Source organism: Luteimonas sp. gir (assembly GCF_037198055.1).
Taxonomy (GTDB): domain Bacteria; phylum Pseudomonadota; class Gammaproteobacteria; order Xanthomonadales; family Xanthomonadaceae; genus Luteimonas; species Luteimonas citri_A.
In genome coordinates this window covers 175,257-197,003 of record NZ_JBBAXQ010000002.1, presented here as the reverse complement: position 1 = coordinate 197,003, position 21,747 = coordinate 175,257, and the positions used below count along the sequence as shown (strand labels likewise).

General features: G+C 69.3%; 17 protein-coding genes. 1 reads left to right on the top strand and 16 read right to left on the bottom strand.

Annotation, left to right across the window (positions count from 1 at the left end; all coding sequences use genetic code 11):
* Positions 1–42: 42 nt before the first annotated feature.
* Together secA and WAF18_RS04600 are read right to left on the bottom strand one after the other, a co-directional pair.
* On the bottom strand, positions 43–2,799 hold the full coding sequence (gene secA / locus WAF18_RS04605; RefSeq protein WP_337244087.1) for a preprotein translocase subunit SecA: 2,757 nt from the start codon (positions 2,797–2,799) through the stop codon (positions 43–45).
* Positions 2,800–3,580: 781 nt separating this feature from the next.
* Entirely contained in the window at positions 3,581–4,399 is an 819-nt protein-coding gene (locus WAF18_RS04600) for a M23 family metallopeptidase (RefSeq protein WP_337244086.1), read from the bottom strand.
* Here WAF18_RS04600 and WAF18_RS04595 point away from each other — a divergent pair.
* Positions 4,371–4,955 (top strand): DciA family protein, encoded by a 585-nt coding sequence (locus WAF18_RS04595; protein ID WP_337244085.1) that lies wholly within the window; start codon positions 4,371–4,373, stop codon positions 4,953–4,955. The two genes, WAF18_RS04600 and WAF18_RS04595, sit on opposite strands and share 29 nt — an antisense overlap.
* 283 nt (positions 4,956–5,238) lie before the next feature.
* Here the strand turns inward: WAF18_RS04595 and lpxC are convergent, their stop codons facing one another.
* The 14 genes from lpxC to mraZ form a co-directional block, all read right to left on the bottom strand.
* Positions 5,239–6,147 carry a UDP-3-O-acyl-N-acetylglucosamine deacetylase gene (gene lpxC, locus WAF18_RS04590; RefSeq protein WP_183427892.1) on the bottom strand — a complete coding sequence of 303 codons (909 nt, stop codon included), beginning with the start codon at positions 6,145–6,147 and terminating at the stop codon, positions 5,239–5,241.
* A 369-nt stretch (positions 6,148–6,516) separates the two neighbouring features.
* A complete protein-coding gene (gene ftsZ, locus WAF18_RS04585; RefSeq protein WP_183427893.1) occupies positions 6,517–7,800 on the bottom strand; it encodes a cell division protein FtsZ in 1,284 nt (427 codons plus the stop codon).
* A gap of 215 nt (positions 7,801–8,015) precedes the next feature.
* Positions 8,016–9,251, bottom strand: coding sequence for a cell division protein FtsA (gene ftsA, locus WAF18_RS04580; RefSeq protein ID WP_183427894.1), 1,236 nt, complete (start codon positions 9,249–9,251; stop codon positions 8,016–8,018).
* Positions 9,248–10,084, bottom strand: coding sequence for a cell division protein FtsQ/DivIB (locus WAF18_RS04575; RefSeq protein WP_337244084.1), 837 nt, complete (start codon positions 10,082–10,084; stop codon positions 9,248–9,250). Before WAF18_RS04575 ends, ftsA begins: the two co-directional genes overlap by 4 nt.
* Positions 10,081–11,055, bottom strand: a complete 975-nt coding sequence (locus tag WAF18_RS04570) for a D-alanine--D-alanine ligase (RefSeq protein ID WP_337244083.1) — start codon at positions 11,053–11,055, stop codon at positions 10,081–10,083. Before WAF18_RS04570 ends, WAF18_RS04575 begins: the two co-directional genes overlap by 4 nt.
* Positions 11,052–12,500, bottom strand: a complete 1,449-nt coding sequence (gene murC / locus WAF18_RS04565; RefSeq protein ID WP_337244082.1) for a UDP-N-acetylmuramate--L-alanine ligase — start codon at positions 12,498–12,500, stop codon at positions 11,052–11,054. The genes WAF18_RS04570 and murC overlap by 4 nt, the downstream gene beginning before the upstream one ends.
* Entirely contained in the window at positions 12,497–13,843 is a 1,347-nt protein-coding gene (gene ftsW, locus WAF18_RS04560; RefSeq protein ID WP_337244081.1) for a putative lipid II flippase FtsW, read from the bottom strand. The genes murC and ftsW overlap by 4 nt, the downstream gene beginning before the upstream one ends.
* Positions 13,843–14,928 (bottom strand): phospho-N-acetylmuramoyl-pentapeptide-transferase, encoded by a 1,086-nt coding sequence (gene mraY / locus WAF18_RS04555; protein WP_337244080.1) that lies wholly within the window; start codon positions 14,926–14,928, stop codon positions 13,843–13,845. Before mraY ends, ftsW begins: the two co-directional genes overlap by 1 nt.
* Complete coding sequence (murF, locus tag WAF18_RS04550) at positions 14,918–16,345, bottom strand: UDP-N-acetylmuramoyl-tripeptide--D-alanyl-D-alanine ligase (RefSeq protein WP_337244079.1); 1,428 nt, start codon at positions 16,343–16,345, stop codon at positions 14,918–14,920. The genes mraY and murF overlap by 11 nt, the downstream gene beginning before the upstream one ends.
* Complete coding sequence (locus tag WAF18_RS04545) at positions 16,342–17,832, bottom strand: UDP-N-acetylmuramoyl-L-alanyl-D-glutamate--2,6-diaminopimelate ligase (RefSeq protein ID WP_337244078.1); 1,491 nt, start codon at positions 17,830–17,832, stop codon at positions 16,342–16,344. The genes murF and WAF18_RS04545 overlap by 4 nt, the downstream gene beginning before the upstream one ends.
* Positions 17,829–19,658 carry a penicillin-binding protein 2 gene (locus WAF18_RS04540; protein WP_337244077.1) on the bottom strand — a complete coding sequence of 610 codons (1,830 nt, stop codon included), beginning with the start codon at positions 19,656–19,658 and terminating at the stop codon, positions 17,829–17,831. The genes WAF18_RS04545 and WAF18_RS04540 overlap by 4 nt, the downstream gene beginning before the upstream one ends.
* Positions 19,655–19,918 carry a cell division protein FtsL gene (ftsL, locus tag WAF18_RS04535; RefSeq protein WP_183427949.1) on the bottom strand — a complete coding sequence of 88 codons (264 nt, stop codon included), beginning with the start codon at positions 19,916–19,918 and terminating at the stop codon, positions 19,655–19,657. The genes WAF18_RS04540 and ftsL overlap by 4 nt, the downstream gene beginning before the upstream one ends.
* A 2-nt stretch (positions 19,919–19,920) precedes the next feature.
* Positions 19,921–20,898 carry a 16S rRNA (cytosine(1402)-N(4))-methyltransferase RsmH gene (gene rsmH, locus WAF18_RS04530; protein WP_337244076.1) on the bottom strand — a complete coding sequence of 326 codons (978 nt, stop codon included), beginning with the start codon at positions 20,896–20,898 and terminating at the stop codon, positions 19,921–19,923.
* Positions 20,895–21,344: a division/cell wall cluster transcriptional repressor MraZ gene (gene mraZ, locus WAF18_RS04525; RefSeq protein WP_337244075.1), complete on the bottom strand. Its 450-nt coding sequence runs from the start codon at positions 21,342–21,344 to the stop codon at positions 20,895–20,897. The genes rsmH and mraZ overlap by 4 nt, the downstream gene beginning before the upstream one ends.
* Positions 21,345–21,747 lie beyond the last annotated feature (403 nt).

Below are 21,747 nucleotides of genomic sequence, written 5' to 3'. Positions count from 1 at the left end.
CGCCTCTGGCACCGGCCCCGCGCGATGGCGGGGCCGGACAGGTCAGCTCAGCTGACCGTGGCAGTGCTTGTACTTCTTGCCGCTGCCGCAGGGGCAGGGATCGTTGCGGCCGACCTTGGCGCCGTCGCGGACGATTTGGGCCTGCGGCCCGGCCGCCTCGGCCTGGGCAGCGCGCACGTCCTCGGCTTCCTCGTCGGCACCGTAGCCGCCGGCATCGGCATGCTGGAACTGGGCCTGGTTGAGCTTGGCCTCGACCTGGCGGCGTTCCTCCGCCTCGAGCGCGGCGATCTCGTCCTCGCTGCGCACACGCACTCGCGCGAGCATCGTCACGACCTCGTGCTTGACCTTGTCGAGCATCTCGGAGAACAGCTCGAACGCTTCGCGCTTGTACTCCTGCTTGGGCTGCTTCTGCGCGTAGCCACGCAGGTGGATACCCTGGCGCAGGTAGTCCATGCGCGCCAGATGCTCCTTCCAGCCCTGGTCGAGCACGTTGAGCATGATGTGCTTTTCGAGCATGCGCATGGTCTCGCCGCCCAGCTGCGCTTCCTTGTCGGCGAACAGCGCATCGACCGACTGCTGCACATGCTCGGCGATCTGCTCGGCGTCGAGTTCGTCGCGGGCCTTGGCCAGCGACACCAGCTCCAGGCGCAGGCCGAACTCGCGCTCGATCTCGGCCTCCAGGCCCGGCAGGTCCCACTGCTCGTCGATCGACTGCGGCGGCACATAGCGGCCGACGATGCCGGCGACGACGTCGGCGCGGATGCCGTCGACATTGTCCTTGACGCTCTCGGCGTCCAGCAGCTCGTCGCGCTGGCCATAGATGACCTTGCGCTGGTCGTTGTTGACGTCGTCGAAATCGAGCAGGTTCTTGCGGATGTCGAAGTTGTGGGCCTCGACCTTGCGCTGCGCGTTGGCGATCTGACGCGTCACCAGCGGGCTTTCGATGATGTCGTCTTCCTGCAGGCCCATCCGCGCCATGACTTTCTGCACCCAGTCGGCGGCGAAGATGCGCATGAGGTTGTCTTCGAGCGACAGGTAGAAGCGCGAGGACCCCGGGTCGCCCTGGCGACCGGAGCGGCCGCGCAGCTGGTTGTCGATACGCCGCGACTCGTGGCGCTCGGTGCCGATGATGTGCAGGCCGCCGGCGGCGACGACGGCGTCGTGGCGCTGCTGCCATTCCGCGCGCAGGCGCGCCTTGGTGGCGTCGTCGACCGGCACGCCGGACTCGGCCTCGAGCAGCGCGAGCTCCGTCTCGAGCGAACCGCCGAGCACGATGTCGGTACCGCGACCGGCCATGTTGGTGGCGATGGTCACCGCACCCGGACGACCGGCCTGGGCGACGATCTGTGCCTCGCGCTCGTGCTGCTTGGCGTTGAGCACTTCATGCGCGATGCCTTCCTTGCGCAGGTGCTCGCTGAGCAGCTCGGAGACCTCGATCGAGGTCGTGCCGACCAGCACCGGCTGGCCGCGTTCGTGCGCGGCCTGGATCTCGCGCGCCACGGCGCGGTACTTGCCGGCGCGATTGAGGAACACCGCATCGGGCGCGTCCTTGCGGATCATCGGCCGATGGGTCGGGATCACCACGACCTCCAGGCCGTAGATGCTCTCGAACTCGAAGGCCTCGGTATCGGCCGTGCCGGTCATGCCCGAGAGCTTGCCGTACATGCGGAACAGGTTCTGGAAGGTGATGCTGGCCAGCGTCTGGTTCTCGCGCTGGACCGGTACGCCTTCCTTCGCCTCGACCGCCTGGTGCAGGCCGTCGGACCAGCGACGACCCGGCAGCGTACGGCCGGTGAATTCGTCGACGATGATGACCTCGCCGTCGCGGACGATGTAGTGATCGTCGCGCTGATAGATCGCGTGCGCGCGCAGCCCGGCGTTGAGGTGGTGCACGACGTGGATGTTCTGCGGCGCGTACAGACTTTCGTCCTCGCCGAGAATGCCCGCGCCGCGCAGCAGCGCTTCGGCGTGCTCCTGGCCTTCCTCCGACAGATGGACCTGCTTGGCCTTCTCATCGACCCAGAAGTCGCCTTCGCCGTCCTCGGTCTCCTGGCGGACCAGCGACGGGACGATGCGGTTGACCTTGATGTAGAGCTCGGGGGAATCGTCGGCCGGGCCGGAGATGATCAGCGGCGTGCGCGCCTCGTCGATCAGGATCGAGTCGACCTCGTCGATGATCGCGTAGTTGAGCGTGCGCTGATAGCGGTCGGCCTTCGACAGCGCCATGTTGTCGCGCAGGTAGTCGAAGCCGAACTCGTTGTTGGTGCCGTAGGTGATGTCGGCGCGGTAAGCCTCGCGCTTGGCCTCGCCGTGCGGCATGCCCGGCCAGATGACGCCGACCGACAGGCCCAGCCAGTTGTAGAGCTTGCCCATCTGCGCCGCGTCGCGGCGGGCCAGGTAGTCGTTGACGGTGACGACGTGGACGCCCTTGCCCTCGAGTGCATTGAGGTAGGTCGGCAGCGTGCCGACCAGGGTCTTGCCTTCACCGGTGCGCATCTCGGCGATCTTGCCCATATGCAGGACCATGCCGCCGATCAGCTGGACGTCGTAGGGGCGCATGCCCAGCACGCGCTTGCTGGCCTCGCGGCAGACCGCGAAGGCCTCGGGCAGCAGCTTGTCGAGCGTCTCGCCGTTGGCGATGCGCTGCTTGAACTCCGGGGTCTTGGCCTGCAGGGCGTCGTCGGACAGCGCCTCCATCTCCGGCTCGAGCGCGTTGATCTTGACGACGACCTTCTCGAGCTGTTTGACGAAGCGGTCGTTGCGACTGCCGAAGACACTGGTGAGCAAGCGATTGAGCATTGGAGTACCGAAGTCTGGAATCGGAGCGCGGGACCGAGGCGGATTCCCCAGAAGCCGCAAACAGAAAAGGGCGCCAGGCGCCCTTTGATGGCAACGCGCATTGTAGCTCGGGGCGAGGAGGCGCGTTTGCAAGCCACTGGCTTGCGCGCCGACGAGCGCCGGAGCGGCTATGCCGCGCTTTAGCCCTCCCCCGCCTGCGGGGGAGGGTTGGGTGGGAGCGGCCGCAGGCGATGCCGCGGCCTTCCGTCTTGGCCGCCCAAGCCCGTACCCCCACCCGACGCCTAACGGCGTCGACCTCCCCCGCACGCGGGGGAGGTGTGGCGTCCGGCGACCTCGCAAGCGCCCGACCCGGCGGCTGCGCCGCGCATCAGCCCTCCCCCGCACGCGGGGGAGGTGTAGCGTCCTGACCTCGCGAGCGACCGGCCCGGCGACTGCGCCGCGCTTTAGCCCTCCCCCGCCTGCGGGGGAGGGTTGGGTGGGGGCGGCCGCAGGCGATGTCGCGGCCTTCCGTCTTGGCCGCCCGAGCCCGTGCCCCCACCCGACGCCTAACGGCGTCGACCTCCCCCGCACGCGGGGGAGGTGCGGCGCCCTGCAACCTCGCAAGCGCCCGACCCGACGGCTATGCCGCGCATCAGCCCTCCCCGCGCGTGGGGGAGGTGCGGCGTCCTGCGACCTCGAGCGACCGGCCCGGCGGCTATGCCGCGCATCAGCCCTCCCCCGCCTGCGGGGGAGGGTTGGGATGGAGGGCGCTCCAATTGGGTGGGGGCGGGCCCCCAACCGGTTACTGCCGGCTCACGCCCATGGCGCCGAGGAACTTGCGTGGGTTCTGCACCTGCCCGTTCTCCCAGACCTCGAAATGCACGTGAGCGCCAGTCGAACGGCCGGTGGAGCCGGCCTTGGCGATCTCGTCGCCGATGCGCACAAGATCGCCGACTTTCACCACGTTGCGCGAGTTGTGCGCGTAGCGGGTGACGTAGCCGTTGCCGTGGTCGACCTCGACGACATTGCCGTAGCCGCGGCGCACGCCCGAATAGCTGACCACGCCGTCGGCGACGGTCATCACCGGGTCGCCAGTGCGCGCATCGAAGTCGATGCCCTTGTGGAACTGGCCGCCGCGGCCGAAGGGGTCGGCGCGGTACCCATAGGATGAGGTCACGAAGCTGCGGCCTACCGGCGAGCGCGACGGCAGCGCGTCGCGCTGGAGCTTGCGGTCGAGCAACAGCGCCTCGAGCACCGAGAGCTGCTGACCGGAGTGGGTCAGGTCGCCTTCGAGCGCCTCCAGGCCACCGAGCAGCTTACCGGCCGGCATGTCCTGCGCCGGCTCGGGACCGCCGACGCCCACGGTCCGGTCGAAGTCGAACTCGCCGTCCTCCATGCCGGCGCCGCGGGCAAGCCGGTCGCCAAGCGCGTTGAGACGGTTGGCCTGGGCCTGCAGTTCGCTGAGCCGGGCGGCGAGCGCATTGACCTCGCGCTGCGCCTCGCGGCGGGTCTCATCCAGGCTGCGCTCGTGCGCGGCGGCCACGCCGTGCAGGCGGGCGATCTCGGCCGAGTTCATCGCGCCGGCGGCGCACATGCCGGCCGCGGCGACCACGATCGCCATCGAGACCGGCCGGCGACGGGCCAGGATGCGGGCCCTGCGGGCCACCTGTGCGGCAACGCCGCGCATATCATTCAACAAGGTTTTGACGGTCATGGTGCCAATGTCTGATTTCCGGTCCAGATCCAAGCCATCCCGCATCGGAGCCCCGACCGCCGCGCTGGACGCGGCCCTGGATGGCACGTCGGCCGATCCGATCCGTCGGGCCATGTGGCTCGACGCGTTGGATCGCCGCCTCGTTCCCCTGCTGCCGCCGGCACTGGCGCCGCATGCGCGGCTGGCCAATGTCGATCGCCGCAGGCTGGTGTTCCTCGTCGATTCGCCTATCTGGCACGCCAGGCTGCGCCTGTCGGCCGATACGCTGCTCGACGCTGCCCGCTCCATCGGACTGGATGTCGACGACATCGTCGTCAGGACGTCGACCCAACCCCTGCGACCCGCACCCCCAGAGGTCCGCGGTGCGCTGGCCACCCCACCGTCGGCGGTCGCACGCGACACGCTGCGGTCGGTTCTGGCCTCGCTCCGACCGCCGGAAGGCGGCAAGGACGAGGAGGTGTGAAGTCTGTGGGTCCCGCCTGCCCCCTTCATCGGCATCAAGGCCAGGTGAAGGAGAGGGGGCATCCTACCGGGCATCGCCATCTGGGGCGTTAACAAGAAGCTAACTTTTCAGAAAGCCAAGGTTAAAAATCCGTTAGACAAAGCGCCCGACCTGAACGCTGGCGATCGGAATCGCGATCCGCGCGTGCCGACGGTGCTGTAGGTCGGTCCTCGCGTTGGGACGTACTCGGACCATCGCCCGAAGCGGGCGGTCGATATCGGGTCGCAGCATGCGACCGGGCGATTCAGGCAGCGACTGGGGCGCCGTAGGCAACCGGCGCCGCATCGTCCTCGGCAAAGCTGACGATTTCCCAGGCCGAGCGGGTTTCGAGCAACGCGCGCACAAGCTTGTTGTTCAGCGCGTGCCCGGACTTGTAGCCCTTGAACAGGCCCAGGATCGGATGGCCGGCCAGATAGAGGTCGCCGACCGCGTCGAGGATCTTGTGGCGCACGAACTCGTTGGCGTAGCGCAGGCCATCGTCGTTGAGCACGCGGAACTCGTCGAGCACGATGGCGTTGTCCATCGAACCGCCGAGCCCCAGGTTGCGCTCGCGCATGTACTCCAGGTCGCGCATGAACCCGAAGGTGCGGGCGCGGCTGACCTCGCGGATGTAGGCCTCGGTCGAGAACTCCACCTCGGCCCGCGACTGCGCCAGCGGGATGGCCGGGTGGTCGAAGGCGATGGTGAAATCCAGGCGGAAGCCGTCATAGGGCTCGAACCGCGCAATCTTGTCGCCCTCGCGCACTTCGATCGGCGCCAGGATCCGGATGAAACGCTTGGGCGCGGCCTGCTCGACCACGCCTGCCGACTGCAGCAGGAACACGAACGGCCCCGACGAGCCGTCCATGATCGGCACCTCGGCCGCGGACAGTTCGACGTACAGATTGTCCACGCCGAGTCCGGCAAGCGCGGACATCAGATGTTCGACCGTCTGCACGTGGGCCGTGCCCAGGCTCAGGCCGGTACACAGCGTGGTCTCGGTGACGAGCCCGCCCTGGGCGGGAATGTCGACCACGGGGTCGAGATCGACACGCCGGAAGACGATGCCGGTATCCGGGGCGGCCGGGCGCAGGGTCAGGAACACTTTCTCGCCGCTGTGCAGGCCGACGCCCGTTGCGCGGATCACGTTCTTGATGGTGCGTTGGCGGGGCATCGAAAGTCCGGGGGAAAGAAGCGCCAGCCGCGGACGCGGCAGGCAACCGGGGCAGATTATCACGGAGACCGCTGAACCTGAACGAAGCGATTCGAGGCGGTCAAGATGCATCCGGGACCGGAATCCGGCATGCAGGCCGACGCGATGCGCCGGCGGGAACAACGGGCAACAAACCGGCCCGCCGGGCGTACCCGGCGGGCCAAAACGGCGCGCTGCGGACAACAGCGCGCCGATGCTTGCGAGGACAACACACTGCGCGCCGCCGCACCGGGCAAGTGCGATGCGGGCACAGACAGCGGCGTCAGTCGGCTCGACCCCGACAGGCCGGGCCGGCCTGCGCGGTGTCGGTCGACGACGCCATCGGCAGGCTCAGTCGGCCTGCCGACGCAGAAACGCCGGAATGTCCAGGTAGCTGCTGTCGCTGCCGAAATCGGCGACCTTCGGCGCATCGCCCGTATCGCTGCGTGCGGCGCCCTGCCCGGCCGAGCGCGACGCGGTCGACGCCGCCGCACCACCATTGCCGCGCAGCGAGGCCGCGATGCTGTGGCCCGGGCTGTACGGGGCCACGGCGTCGCCGTCGTCGATCAACAGGCCGGTGGTGCCGTCGCGGACGCCACGCTGGTTGTTGCTGATCAACTGCACCTGCGGCTTGCCGCGACCGGCGCTGTCGTGCCCGGTGCCACGTGCCGGCGCCCGGTTGAGGCCGGTGGCGACCACGGTCACGCGGACTTCGTCCTGCATGTCCGGGTCGAGGACGGTGCCGATGACGATGGTCGCGTCCTCGCTGGCGAAGTTCTCGACCGTGCGGCCGACCTCGTCGAACTCGGCCATCGTGAAGTCGGCGCCGGCGGTGATGTTGACCAGGATGCCGTTGGCGCCGGCCAGGTTGACGTCGTCGAGCAGCGGGTTCTGGATCGCGGCCTCGGCGGCGGCCTGCGCGCGATCGTCGCCCCGGGCCAGGCCCGTGCCCATCATCGCCAGGCCCATTTCGGCCATAACGGTGCGCACGTCGGCGAAGTCGACGTTGATCAGGCCCGGACGCACGATCAGGTCCGCGATGCCCTGCACCGCGCCCAGCAGCACGTCGTTGGCGGCCCGGAATGCCTGGATCATCGTGGCATTGCGGCCGAGCACGGTGATCAGCTTTTCATTGGGGATGGTGATCAGCGAGTCGCAGTGCGCCGACATCTCCTCGATGCCCTTGAGCGCGACCTGCATGCGCCGGCGGCCCTCGAACGGGAACGGCTTGGTGACCACGGCCACCGTCAGGATGCCCATTTCCTTGGCGAGCTGGGCCACGACCGGCGCCGCACCGGTGCCGGTGCCGCCGCCCATGCCGGCGGTGATGAACACCATGTCGGCGCCCTGCAGCGCGTCCATGATGATCTCGCGGTCCTCGAGTGCGGCCTGGCGACCGACTTCGGGGTTGGCGCCTGCGCCCAGGCCCTTGGTGACGCTGCTGCCGAGCTGCAGCTGCAGCTTGGCGCCGCAATTCTTGATTGCCTGCGCGTCGGTGTTGGCGGTGATGAACTCCACGCCATCGACGCTGTTGTTGACCATGTGCGCGACCGCGTTGCCGCCGCCACCGCCGACGCCGATGACCTTGATCACCGCGTTTGGAGCCATCTTCTCGACCAATTCGAAATGTGCCATGTCCGTTGTCCTCGGTTTGGAGCCGTGATTGGTGATGCGCGATGCGCGATTCGAAACCGCCGAACCCCGTGTGCCACACCGCCATCCGGTATTTATGTTGTTGTCGAATGTGCTGGTTACCGCTTACCGCTGTCTTCGTCGCCGCCCTGCCCTCTGCCCTTCTTTGTCGCTTTTTGAAACGCCCATTGCGCAAGACGCAGCGCGTGGCGGGTCCGTCAGAACTCGCCGTTGAACCACGTCTTGAGTTTCTTCAGCAGCCCGCCCGCGCGACCGGCGGAGATCACCGGGCGTCGGGGGTGCTCGATCTGGCTGCCCATCAGCAGCAGGCCCACGCCGCTGGCGTGCACCGGATTGCCGACGACCTCACCCAGTCCGGTGACGTGCTGGGGAATCCCCACGCGCACCGGCATCTGCAGCATTTCCTCGGCCAGTTCGACGACGCCTTCCATCTTCGCCGCGCCACCGGTGAGCACCATGCCGGCGCGCACATGCTGCTCGAAGCCCGAGCGGCGCAGTTCGGCCTGCACCATCTCGAAGATCTCCTCGTAGCGCGCCTGCACCGCCTGCGCCAGCGACTGGCGCGGCAGCCGCCGCGGCGGCCGGTCGCCGACGCTGGGCACCTGGATCGATTCTTCGCTGGTCGCCAGCTGCGCCAGCGCGCAGGCGTAGCGGACCTTGATCTGCTCGGCTTCCGGGGTCGGCGTGCGCAGCATGTGCGCGATGTCCTCGGTGACCTTGTCGCCGGCGATCGGCAGCGATGCGGTGTGGCAGATCGCGCCCTGCACGAACACCGCCAGGTCGGTCGTGCCCGCGCCCATGTCCACCAGCACCACGCCCAACTCGCGTTCATCGGAGGTCAGCACTGCGGTGCTGGAGGCCAGCGACGACAGGATCAGGTCGTCGATCTGCAGGCCGCAGCGCTGCACGCACTTGCTGATGTTGGCCGCGGCCGACTGCGCGCACACCACCAGGTGCGCATGCACCTCCAGGCGCACACCGGTCATGCCGACCGGATTGCGGATGCCCTCCTGCGAGTCGTCGAGCACGTACTCGCGCGGGATCGCATGCAGGATCTTCTGGTCGGCCGGAATCGCGACGGCCTTGGCCGCGTCGAGCACGCGATCGAGATCCGACCAGGTCACTTCGTTGTCACGGATCGGCACGATGCCTGGCGAGTTGCGGCACTGCACGTGGTTGCCGGAGATCGAGGCGTAGACCGAGCGGATCTCGCAGCCGGCCATCAGCTCGGCTTCTTCGACCGCGCGCTGGATCGACTGCACCGTCGACTCGATGTCCACGACCACGCCGCGCTTGAGCCCGCGCGACTCGTGGCTACCGATCCCGATCACCTCGATCGGGTTGCCGGGCGAATATTCGCCGACCAGCGCCACCACTTTCGAGGTGCCGATATCCAGTCCGACGATGAGGGTCTTGTCGCCTTTGCGGTTCATGAGAGGCCGTGAGTCGTGAGTCGTGAGTCGTGATGAGCGGGCATGCCCGGCGCGCCAAGCGCCAATGCCGGAGATCCGCCGGAGGCGGCTGCCGGCGCGGTACCCGCGGCCTCGCTGTCGGTGCCAGGCGTCCCCCAGACCAGGGCGAAGCCGTTGGTGTAGCGCAGGTCGGCGCGTGCCAGCGGCTCGGCGCGGTTGGCGACCAAGCGCGGCAGCATCCGGGCGAAGCGCGCCAGACGCGGCACCGCGTCCTGGCTGCCGACCAACACCTCGGTGCCGCTGGACAGGTGGATCAGCCAACTGCCGCGCGCGTCGAGCACGACGCCTTCGATCTGCTGGCCCGAGGGCCGGAACAGCTCGCGTGCCTCGTTGTAGAGCGCGACGACCTCGTTGGCGCGCGCGTCGGGCCCATCGAAGCGCGGCATCGCGTCCGGCACCTCGACCCCTTCGGCCGAGAACAGCCGGCCGCGGGTCGACAGCAGCCGGTCCTCGCCCCAGCGTGCGAACGGGACATGCTCGCCGATGCGCACTTCCAACACATCGGGCCAGTGCTTGCGCACCTCGACACCGGCGACCCAGGGCAGCCGCGCGACGTCGCGCCGCGCCTGCGCCAGATCGACCGCGAAGAAGCCGCGCTGTGCGTGCGGCAGCACCGTCTCGCGCACGCGGGCGACATCGACCTGCTCGAGGCCGTCGTTGATCCGCAGCACGCGCAGCGGCCAGCGCTCGGCGCCGATCCAGCCCTGCATCACGGCGACGACCGGCAACGCCACCAGCGCCAGCGCCAGCAGCCAGGCCAGGATCCGCGTCGTGGTGGCAAGCGCCTGGTTCATCGCGCGGCCGCCTCCGGCATCAGCGTCGATTCGAGCACGCACCAGCACAGCGCGGCATAGTCCATGCCCAACTGCGCGGCGGCCTTGGGCACCAGCGAATGGCTGGTCATGCCCGGTGCGGTGTTCACTTCCAACAGGTGCAGCGCGCCGGTGGCGCGATCGCGCATCACATCGACGCGGCCCCAGCCGCTGCAGCCGGCGGCGACGAACGCCTCCACCGCCAGCGCGCCGAGCCGCACCTCGTCGTCGCCGTCCTGGCCGGGGCACAGATAGCGGGTGTCGTCGGAGACGTACTTGGCCTCGTAGTCGTACCACGCGCCCTTGGGCACGATGCGGATCGACGGCAGCGCGCGCGGGCCCTCACCGGCATCGAGAATGCCGACCGTGAGCTCGTCGCCCTCGATCATCTGCTCCATCAGCAGCTCGCCGGGATAGCGCGCGGCCAGGGCGACCGCGGCGTCGAGATCGGCGTCGGCAAACACCCGGCTGACGCCGACGCTCGAGCCTTCCTTCGACGGCTTGACGATGACCGGCAGACCGAGCTCGCGCGCCGCGGCGTGCACGTCCTCACCAGCTGTGATGCGGCGATAGCGCGGCGTCGGCAGGCCCAGGCTCAGCCACACCTGCTTGGTGCGGATCTTGTCCATGGTCAGCGCCGAGCCGAGCACGCGCGAGCCGGTATAGGGCACGCCGAAGGCGTCGAGCAGGCCCTGCACCACGCCGTTCTCGCCATCGCCGCCATGCAGGATGTTGAAGACGCGGTCGAAGCGGCCGGCAACGATCGCCTCGGCAAGCGCGGGCACGCCATCGACCGCGTGCGCGTCGACACCGCGCGAGCGCAGCGCGTCGAGCACGCCCTGTCCGGACTGCAGCGAGACCTCGCGCTCCGAACCAGGACCGCCGAGCAGCACGGCGACCCGGCCGAACGCGGCCGGATCGGTGATGCGCGGCGCGGGCACGGTCGCGCTCATGCGGTCACCTCCGCAAAGCCGTCCTGGGCCAGCCGCTGCACGGTCGCGCCGATGTCGCCGGCGCCCATCATCAGCAACAGGTCGCCGTCGCGCAGCACGTCGGGCAGCACGTCGATCAGGTCGTCGGCGGCATTGACGACGACCGGCTCGATGCGGCCGCGTGCACGGATCGCGCGGGCCAGTGTCTTGGCGTCGGCGCCGGCGATCGGCGCCTCGCCGGCCGGATAGACCTCGGTCAGCACCAGCGCATCGACATCCGACAGCACGCCGGCGAAATCGTCGAACAGCGCGCGGGTGCGGCTGTAGCGGTGCGGCTGGAATGCGACCACCAGCCGGCGATCGCCCCAGCCACCGCGTGCGGCGGCGAACACCGCGGCCAGTTCGCGCGGATGGTGGCCATAGTCGTCGACCAGTTGCACCCGGGCGCCGGTCGGCGTGACCACTTCGCCGAGCAGATTGAAGCGGCGGCCGATGCCCTCGAAGCGACCCAGCGCGGCGACGATCGCCTCGGGGGCGACGCCGAGCTGCCAGCCCACCGCAGCGGCGGCCAGTGCGTTGAGCACGTTGTGGCGGCCGGGCAAGGCCAGCCGGGCTTCGACACGCACGTTCTCGGGCAGGCACAGCGTGAACTGCATCGCCGCGCCGTCCTGGCGGACGTTCTCGGCGCGCACGTCCGCCTCGTCCGACAGGCCGTAGGTCATCATGTGCCGCGGCACGCTCTGCGCGAGCCGGGCGACTTCGGGATCGTCGATGCACAGCACCGACAGCCCGTAGAACGGCAGCCGGTGCAGGAACTCGGTGAAGGCTTCCTGGACGCGGGCGAAGTCGCCACCGTAGTTCTCCAGGTGGTCGGCATCGATATTGGTGACGATCGCGACCAGCGGGTTGAGCCGCAGGAAGCTGCCGTCGCTCTCGTCGGCCTCGGCGACCAGCCAGTCGCCGCTGCCCAGGCGGGCATTGGCCCCGGCGGCGAGCAACTGCCCGCCGACGACGAAGGTCGGGTCCAGGCCGCCCTCGGCGAGCACACTGGCGGTCAGCGAGGTCGTGGTGGTCTTGCCGTGGGTGCCGGCGACCGCGATGCCGCGGCGGAAGCGCATCAACTCGGCGAGCATTTCGGCGCGCGGCACGATCGGGATGCGCTGGGCGCGCGCCTCCATCAGCTCCGGGTTGTCGGCGCGGATCGCACTGGACACGACGATGCAGTCGGTGCCCAACACGTTGGCCGCCGCGTGGCCGCGGTGCACGGTCGCGCCCAGACGGGCGAGCCGGCGGGTCGCCGCGCTGTCGGCGGTGTCCGAACCCGAAACCTTGTAGCCGAGCGTGACCAGCACCTCGGCGATGCCGCTCATGCCGGTGCCGCCGATGCCGACGAAATGCACGCGCGAGAAGACCTTCGCGAAGTCTTCCTTCGACAGGCCACGGGTCTGGTGCAGGCGACGGATCATGCGTGGCTCCTGCCGCCGAAGCTCGGCTCGACGCGCTGCTGCAGACGGCTGGTGCCGCGCTTGGCGGTCGCCGGCGGCACGGGCAGCGGCGGTTGATGGGTGGGGGGCATCGGGCCGGCCGGCGTCGGTGCTGGCGCGGCGGCATCGCCGCGCAGCCGGGCGACCTGGCGCTGGGCGCGGTCGAGTTCGTAGGACACGCGCAGCAGCAGCCCGAACGCGACGCAGGTCATCATCACGCTCGAACCGCCCGAGGACACCAGCGGCAGCGTCAGGCCCTTGGTCGGCAACAGGCCGAGGTTCACGCCGATCGAGACCAGGCTCTGCAGGCCGATCATCAACGCGACACCGAACGCGCAGTAGCCGGCGAAGTGGCGGCGCATCTCCACGCACTTCAGACCCACCCACAGCGCGCGGCCGACCAGCGCGACGAACAGGCCGACGACCAGGCACACGCCGACAAAGCCCAGTTCCTCGGCCAACACCGAGAAGATGAAGTCGGTATGCGCTTCGGGCAGGTAGGAGAGCTTCTGCACCGACGCGCCCAGGCCGACACCGGAGAACTCGCCGCGGCCGACCGCCATCAGCGCATTGCTGAGCTGGTAGCCCGCACCGAGCTGGTCTTCCCAGGGATTCATGAACGAGGTGATGCGGCGCAACCGGTAAGGCTCCATGACCGCGACCGCGACCACCGCCGGCAGCAGCAGCAGCACCGGCAGCATCATGCGCTTGAGGTGGCCGCCGCCGAGCACCAGCATGCCGGCGGTCACGCCCAGCAGCAGCATCGACGAGCCGAAGTCGGGCTGCAGCAGCAGCAGGCCGACCAGCACCACGGCCACGCCGATCGGCTTGAGCATCGCGCCCCAGGTGGCGTTGACCTCGTCTCGGAAGCGCACCAGGTAGCTCGCCAGCCAGACGATGTAGATGACCTTGACCGCCTCGACGACCTGGAAGTTGGAAATGCCCAGGTTGATCCAGCGGTGCGCGCCGTTGACCGAACGCCCCAACCCCGGCACGAACACCAGCAGCAGCAGGCCCGCGCACATCAACAGCACGAAACGGTCGTACTTCTCGATGGTCTTGAGCTCGGTGCGCATCACTGCGAACGCCAGGCCCAGCCCCAAGCCGATGAACATGAAGTGGCGGCTGAGGAAGTAGTACCGCCCCACCCCCATGTCCTCGCCGACGGCGATCGAGCTCGACGCGACCATGATCACGCCCAGGGTCGCGATCGCGACCATGATCCCGACCAGCCACGGGTCGAACCGACCGTGGATCTCGTCGAGCCGGGTCGCCTGGCGGGCGCCAAAGGCGTCGTGGAGTGCGGTGTCGTGGACGCGGGCCATCAGCGCACCTTCAACGTGGCGAGACCGACGAGGACCAGGATCACCGAGATGATCCAGAAGCGGACGATCACCCGCGGCTCGGGCCAGCCCTTGAGCTCGAAGTGGTGATGGATCGGCGCCATGCGGAACACGCGCTTGCCGGTCAGCTTGAAGCTGGCGACCTGGATCATCACCGACAGCGTCTCGATGACGAAGATGCCGCCCATGATCACCAGCACCAGTTCCTGACGCACGATCACCGCCATCGTGCCGAGCACCGCGCCGAGCGCGAGCGCGCCGATGTCGCCCATGAACACCATCGCCGGATAGGTGTTGAACCACAGAAAGCCCAGGCCCGCGCCGGCGATCGCCGCGCAGATGATCACCAGCTCGCCGGCGCCGGGGACCTGCGGGATCTGCAGATAGCTGGAGAACACCGCGTTGCCGGAGGCGTAGGCGAACACGCCCATGCCGCAAGCGACCAGCACCGTTGGCATGATCGCCAGCCCATCGAGGCCGTCGGTCAGATTGACCGCGTTGGAGAAGCCGACGATCCAGAAGTAGGCGATCGCCACAAAGCTGATACCCGCCAGCGGCAGCGCGATCGACTTGAACAGCGGCAGGTAGAACGTGGTCGCCGCCGGCACGTCCGCGTACAGATACAAGTACAGGCCGGCCGCCAGGCCGAACACCGACTGCAGCAGGTACTTCCAGCGCGACTTCAGGCCGTTGGGATCGCGATGCACGATCTTGATCCAGTCGTCGTACCAGCCAATCGCGCCGAAGGCGACCATCACCGCCATCACCAGCCACACGTACTTGTTGCGCAGGTCGCCCCACAGCAACACCGCCGCCAGCACGGTGATCAGGATCAGCGCACCGCCCATCGTCGGCGTACCGGCCTTGGAGAAGTGCGTCTGCGGACCGTCCTGGCGGATCGGCTGCCCCCCCTTGTACTGCGCCAGCTTGCGGATCACCGCCGGGCCCAGCCACAACGACAACGACAGCGAGGTCAGCGCCGCCAGGATGCCGCGGAAGGTGAGGTATTCGAACAGACCGAAGAAGTCCTCGAACCCCTGCAGCCAGCGGGCGAGTTCAAGCAGCATCGTGGGTTCCTTGCGCGTCGAGCAGTGCGGCGACCGTCCGGTCCATCGCACTGCCCCGGGATCCCTTGACCAGGATCGTGAGGGCCGGTCGGTCGTCCGTGGAAGACCGCGTGTCGTGAGCCGAGGCGCTGGCATCCAGGTCGCGGACCAGGGCCTGGGCGAGCGCAGCGTGGGTGTCGAAGCGCTGCGCGCCGTCGCCGAAGGCGTCGGCCGCGTGCGCGGCCAACGGTCCGAGTGCGTAGAGCGCAGCGATGCCGGCAGCCTTGGCGCGCAGCCCGGCCTGCGCATGCATCGCAGCGCCGTCGGCGCCGAGTTCGCGCATGTCGCCCAGTACCAGCCAGCGCGTGCCCGGCATGGTCGTCAGGGTCTCGATCGCGGCGTGCAGCGAGCCGGGATTGGCGTTGTAGCTGTCGTCGATCAGGGCCGCGCCACTGGACAGGCGATGTAGGGCCAGCCGGCCGGACACCGCCTGCGCTGCTTGCAGCCCATCGACGATCGTCGCCAGCGGCACGCCGGCCGCCAGCGCGATCGCGGCCGCAGCCAGCGCATTGCGCACGTTGTGGCGGCCGGCCAACGGCAGCGCAACCGGCGCCTCGCCAGCGGGCGTGATCAGCTGGAAGCGGGTGCCGGCCGCGTCGGGACGGATGGCGCGGGCGACCACGTCGGCCGTGGCCTCGATGCCGAAGCGCAGCAGGCGGCGCCCGTGGGCGCGCTGCGCGAAATACGGCGCGAACGCATCGTCGGCATTGATGACCGCGGTGCCGTCGGCAGGCAGCGCGTCGTAGACCGCGGCCTTGGTGTCGGCGATGCCCAGCAGGCTGCCCATGCGCTCCAGGTGCGCCGGCGCGACGTTGTTGACCAGGGCAATGCGCGGGCGCGCGATCGCGGTCAGATAGGCGATGTCGCCCGGCTGCCCGGCGCCCATTTCGTAGACGGCGAACATGGCGTCCTCGGGCGCATCGAGGATCGACAGCGGCAGGCCGATCTCGTTGTTGAGGTTGCCGGGATTGAAGCAGGTCGCGGCATGCCGGCGCAGGATCTCGACCGTCAGCTGCTTGACGCTGGTCTTGCCGTTGCTGCCGGTGATCGCGACGACCTGCGCGACCCGCGCACGCTGGACCGCCGTGGCCAGTGCGCCGAGCGCGGTCTGCGGGTCGGCGACGACGATCTGCGGCAGCGCCAGGTCGAGCGGACGGGCGACGAGCGCGGCGCGCACACCCAGCTCGGCAGCGCGCGCGACGTGCGCGTGGCCATCGAAGTTCTCGCCGCGCAGCGCGACGAACAGACGCGCACGCGGGTCCGTGGCGTCGAGCCGGCGGGTGTCGGTGACGACGGCCTTGATCTGCACGCCGTCGTCGGCGCCCTGCAGGCGGCCGTTGACCAGCGCGGCGATCCGGGTGAGCGACAGCGGCGTCATCGTGCGCCCTCCGTCCCGCGCGCAGCCAGCGCGGCCTGCGCGACCTGCCGGTCGTCGAAGGGATGCTGCACGCCGTCGATCTCCTGGTAGGGCTCGTGTCCCTTGCCGGCGATCAACACGATGTCACCGGGCTCGGCCTCGGCGATCGCCTGCGCGATCGCGCGGCCGCGGTCGCGCTGCACACGGACCGTGTCGGCGCGTTCGAAACCGGCGAGGATGTCGGCGACGATGGCATCGCCATTCTCGCGGCGCGGATTGTCGTCGGTGACGATCACCCGATCGGCATGGGCCTCGGCGATCGCCGCCATCTGCGCGCGCTTGCCGGTGTCGCGTTCGCCACCGCAGCCGAACACGCAGGTCAGTCGGCCGCGCAGATGACCGCGCAGCGACTGCAACGCCTGCTGCAGCGGATCGGGCTTGTGCGAGTAGTCGACGACCACCAGCGGCTGCGTATCGCCGCCACCGAAGCGGTTCATGCGGCCGGCGATGGGCTGCAGCACGCCGAGCGCGCGCACGATCTGCGCCGGCGCCTGGCCGAGCGCGGCGAGCACGCCGGCGACGGCCAGCAGGTTGTCGACATTGAAGCGGCCCAGCAGCGGCGAGCGCACCGTCAGCCGTTCGCCACCGATGCGCAGCGAGAACGCGATGCCGTCGGCATCGAGCGCGACATCGGACGCGGCGATGTCGGCATCGGCCGCGCCGGCGGCGCTGACGCGGATCGCGCGTACGGCAGTATCGAGCCGCGCCGGCAGCGTGGCGCCGAACGGATCGTCGACATTGATTACCGCGGCCTTGAGGCCCGGACGCATGAACAGCTTGGCCTTCGCCTCGCCGTAGCCGGCCATGTCGCCGTGGTAGTCGAGGTGGTCGCGGGTGAGGTTGGTGAACACCGCGACATCGAAATGCACTGCATCGACACGGCCCTGGTCGAGCGCGTGCGAGCTGACTTCCATCGCCACCGCCTGCGCACCGTCGTCGCGCAACTGCGCCAGCAACGCATGGGTCTGCAGCACCAGCGGCGTGGTGAAGCCAGTCGGGGCGACCGCGCCGTGCAGGCCGGCGCCGAGCGTGCCGATGGTGCCGGCGCGCGTGCCCGAGGCCTCCAGCGCCTGCGCCAGCAGCTGCACCGTGGAGGTCTTGCCGCTGGTACCTGTGACGCCGACCATCGTCATCGCCCGCGAGGGCTGACCGTGGAAGGTATCGGCCATCGCGCCCATGCGGTCGCGCAGGCCCGCCACGGCGATCGCATCGGCCGGCAGCGTCTCGATCTCGGCCGGGACCGGCGGCTCGAACAGCACCGCGTTGGCGCCCGCGGCCTTGGCCTGGGCGGCGAAATGCAGGCCGTGCGTGCCGAAGCCGCCGATCGCGACGAAGGCATCGCCCGGCCGCAGCGCGCGGCTGTCCTGCACCAGGCCGGTGATGACGGTGTCGGCCGGCACGGTGGCGACGTCGGGCAGCAGTTCGGACAACGGCATCGCGCGGCTCATCGCGGCGTCCCCGTCGTCGTCGCCTGCGCAGCGGCCGGCGTGCGCCCGTGCTCGCGTGCGAGCTTGGCCTCGTTGGCGGCCTGCGCGGCCAACCAGGTCTCGATGTCGTCGGGCGGCACGTCCATCAGCCGCAATGCACCATCCATGACCCGCTTGAACACCGGCGCGGAGACGTAGCCGCCGCCGTAGGTCGATCCGCCCTTGGAGGTGTCGGGATCGTCGATGACCACGACCATTGCAAAGCGCGGATCGGCCACCGGCACCAGGCCGGCGAAGAACGCGAGATAGCGCCGGGCGTACCCGCCGCCGCTGGCCTTGCGCGCGGTGCCCGACTTGCCGGCGACGTGGTAGCCCAGGATCGCCGCGCGGGTGCCGGTGCCGCCGGGCTCGGTGACCGTCTGCATCATCCGCACCACTTCGTCGGCGACCTTCGCCGACAGCACCTGGCGCGGCTCGCCGGCACCGCCCTTGACGAAGGTCGGCGGCAGCGCGCGGCCGTGGTTGCCCAGCGTGGCGTAGGCGTGCGCGATCTGCATCGGCGTCACCGACAGGCCATAGCCGTAGGACATGCCCTGCTTGGTGGTGCCGCTCCAGCGCGAAGGGTCCGGGAACAGGCCGGCCGCCTCGCCGGGGAAGCCGCTACCGGTGCTGCGGCCGTAGCCGAAGCTGCGCACGAAATCGTAGAAGTACTGGCTGTCGAGCTTGTGCACGACCATCGCCGAGCCCACGTTGGAGCTCTTGGTGATGATGCCGGTGGTGTCGAGCACACCGTAATTGCGGAAGTCGCTGGTCTTGAAGCGCCCGTTGGGAATCCAGCCCGGGCTGGTGTTGAAGGTGCTGGTCGGCGTGATGACACCCTTCTCCAGCGCCGCGGCGATCGTGATCGGCTTCATCGTCGAGCCGGGCTCGAGCAGGTCGGTCACCGCGCGGTTGCGGTGGGCGTCGCGGTTTTCGCCGGTCACGCGGTTATTGTTGTAGGTCGGCAGGTTGGCCATCGCCAGCACCTCGCCGGTCGCCACTTCGAGGATCACGATCGAACCGGCACTGGCGCCGGTTTCCTCAATCGCGCGCCGCAGCTCGCGATGGGCCAGGAACTGGATGCGGCGGTCGATGCTCAGCACCAGGTCCTTGCCCGGCTCGGCGGCGCGGACCAGGTTCACGTGCTCGACGATGCGGCCGTGCCGGTCGCGGATCACGTTCTGCGCGCCAGGGGTGCCGGTCAACCAGTCGTCGAACGCCAGCTCGATGCCTTCCTGGCCGCGGTCGTCGATATTGGTGAAGCCGAGCACGTGCGAGACCGCCTCGCCCTGCGGGTAGAAGCGGCGGTATTCGCGCTGCGAGAACACACCGGGAATGCCGAGGTCGAGCACGCGCTTGGCCGTCGACGGACTGATCCGGCGATGGCGCGGCACGTACATGAACTCCTTGTCGGCCCGCTGCGAGACCGCGCGCGACAGCTCTTCGAGCGGCAGGCCGGTCGCCTCGGCCAGTTCGGGCAGGCGGTCGGGATGCTTGCTCAGTTCCTGCGGGTTGATCCACAGCGACTCGACCGGCGAGGAAATCGCCAGCGGCTCGCCGTTGCGGTCGGTGATCATGCCGCGCGAGGCCGGGATCGGGATTTCGCGGCGGAAGCGCGCGTCGGCCTTCTGCTGATAGAAGGCGTTGTCGATCAGTTGCAGGTCGACTGCGCGGCCGACCAGCGCCACCGCGCCCAGGCCCAGCGCACCGCCGACCAGCATCAGCCGCAGACGCAGGTCGAACTGCGCGCGCTTGCGCGGCTTTTTGGCGTGGCCGTCGCCGGCCTTGATGAACCTGCCGAGTTTCATGGCCGCACCACCACGATTTCGGCGGTCTCGGGGAAGCGCATGCCCAGGCGCTCGCGCGCGACCTGGTCGACGCGGTTGCTCATCGCCCAGGTGGCCTGCTCGAGCTGCAGACGGCCGAAATCGACGTTGAGTTCGTCGCGCGCGCGCTCGAGCCGGGTCAGCTGGATGTACAGCTGGCGATAGTCGTGACGCGCGTGCACCACGCCGATCGCGGTGATCACGTTGGCAGCCAGCAGCAGGGCGACGACGAGGTGGCGCAGCTTCATGCGGCCTCCCCGTGCACGGTCGGAAGCTTCTCGGCCACGCGCAGCACGGCGCTGCGCGCGCGCGGGTTGTCGTGCAGCTCGGCGGCGTCGGCCTTGGTGGCATCGGCAACGATGCGCAGCGCCGGCACGAAGGCCTGCGCTTCGGGCAGGCGGCGATTGCCGGCCGGCGCCTTGGCATGGCGTGCGATGAAGCGCTTGACGATGCGGTCCTCGAGCGAATGGAAGCTGATCACCGCCAGCCGCCCGCCCGGTGCCAGCGCGTCGAGCGCGGCATCCAGACCCGTCTCGAGATCGGCCAGTTCGCGATTGACGTGAATTCGGATCGCCTGGAACGAGCGCGTCGCCGGATGGGTCTCGCGCTGGCCGCGCTGCGGCTTGGCGCGCGGCACGTTCGCGGCGATGACCGCCGCCAGGTCCGCGGTGCGCTCGAATGGGGTCTGCGTGCGCCGGGCGACGAGCGCGCGCGCGATGCGCCGGCTCATGCGCTCCTCGCCGTAGGTCCACAGCACGTCGGCGATCTCGGCCTCGGCGGCCCGCGCCACCCACTGCGCAGCGCTTTCGCCAGCGTCCGGATCCATGCGCATGTCCAGCGGGCCGTCCTTGCCGAAGCTGAAGCCGCGATCGGCGACATCGAGCTGCGGCGACGACACGCCCAGGTCGAACAGCACGCCGTCAAGCGGCGCCTGCACCACGGCGTCCCACTCGGAGAGCGCAGCGAAGCTGCCGCGGCGGATGGCCACGCGCGCGTCGGCGCCGAAGCGCGCCTGGGCCACTGCGATCGCGTCGGGATCCTTGTCCATCAGCAGCAGTCGACCTCCGGGGCCAAGGCGTTCGAGGACGCCGCCGGCGTGACCGCCGCGTCCGAACGTGCCGTCCAGGTACCGCCCGTCTTCACGTACACGCAGGCCCTCGAGGACTTGCGCATACAACACCGGGAGGTGGCCGGACGTGGCATCCGCACCACCGCCCGTCACAACTGCAGTCCGACCAGGTCGTCACCGTCCATGTCCGCGTCGCTGAGCGTCTGCCGGATCTGGGCCTGGTGCGCCTGCTCGCTCCAGAGTTCGAATTTGTCCCCCATGCCCACCAGCACCGCCTTGCGCTCAATGCCGACGGTCGTGCGTTGGCTGGCGGGGATGCTGATGCGGCCGTTGCCGTCGGGCTCGACGACCATCGCCGCGCCGACCAGCTTGAGCTGGAGGGTGCGGTTGGTGGAGCGGGTGCGCGGCAACGCGTTGATCTTGTCGCGGACGTCTTCCCACACCTTGTAGGGGTAGAGATAGAGGCTGCCGGCGTCGAAGGGGTTGTAGGTCAGCACGAGGCGGTTGTCGCACTCACGCGCGACGACGTCCCGATAGGCGGTGGGAATCGCCAGTCGGCCCTTGTCGTCGATGGTGATGGCGGTTTCGCCCTGGAACACGTCCGTCCTACCTCGTGGCGCCCGTCTTAGGCGGGCTTGTGCGCCGGAAAACCACGAAATCCCAGGTTTCCCCACGTGTCGCCACCTTAGGAGTGCGCCTACGGGTTGTCAACAGCTTTGTACGGCGCTTTTCACCTGTCCGGTCAATGACTTGCGGCACTCTTCAGAGACTTGTTCAAGCTTTATCCACAACCATCTGTTTCGTCTCAAATTTTGAGAATGCGTCACTTTTGGACCTGAACGGCAGCGTCACGCGGCCTTTACGGAATCGTCATGTTGCAATGCAGCAGATGCAGGCCGAGTGGCCAGGTGCGACGGGTTGACGCGCAGAAATGTCGCGTGCGGGCGCCCCCGGCGACGAAAGCCCCGCCCCCACCCGCGCGCTGCGCGCGCGACCTCCCCC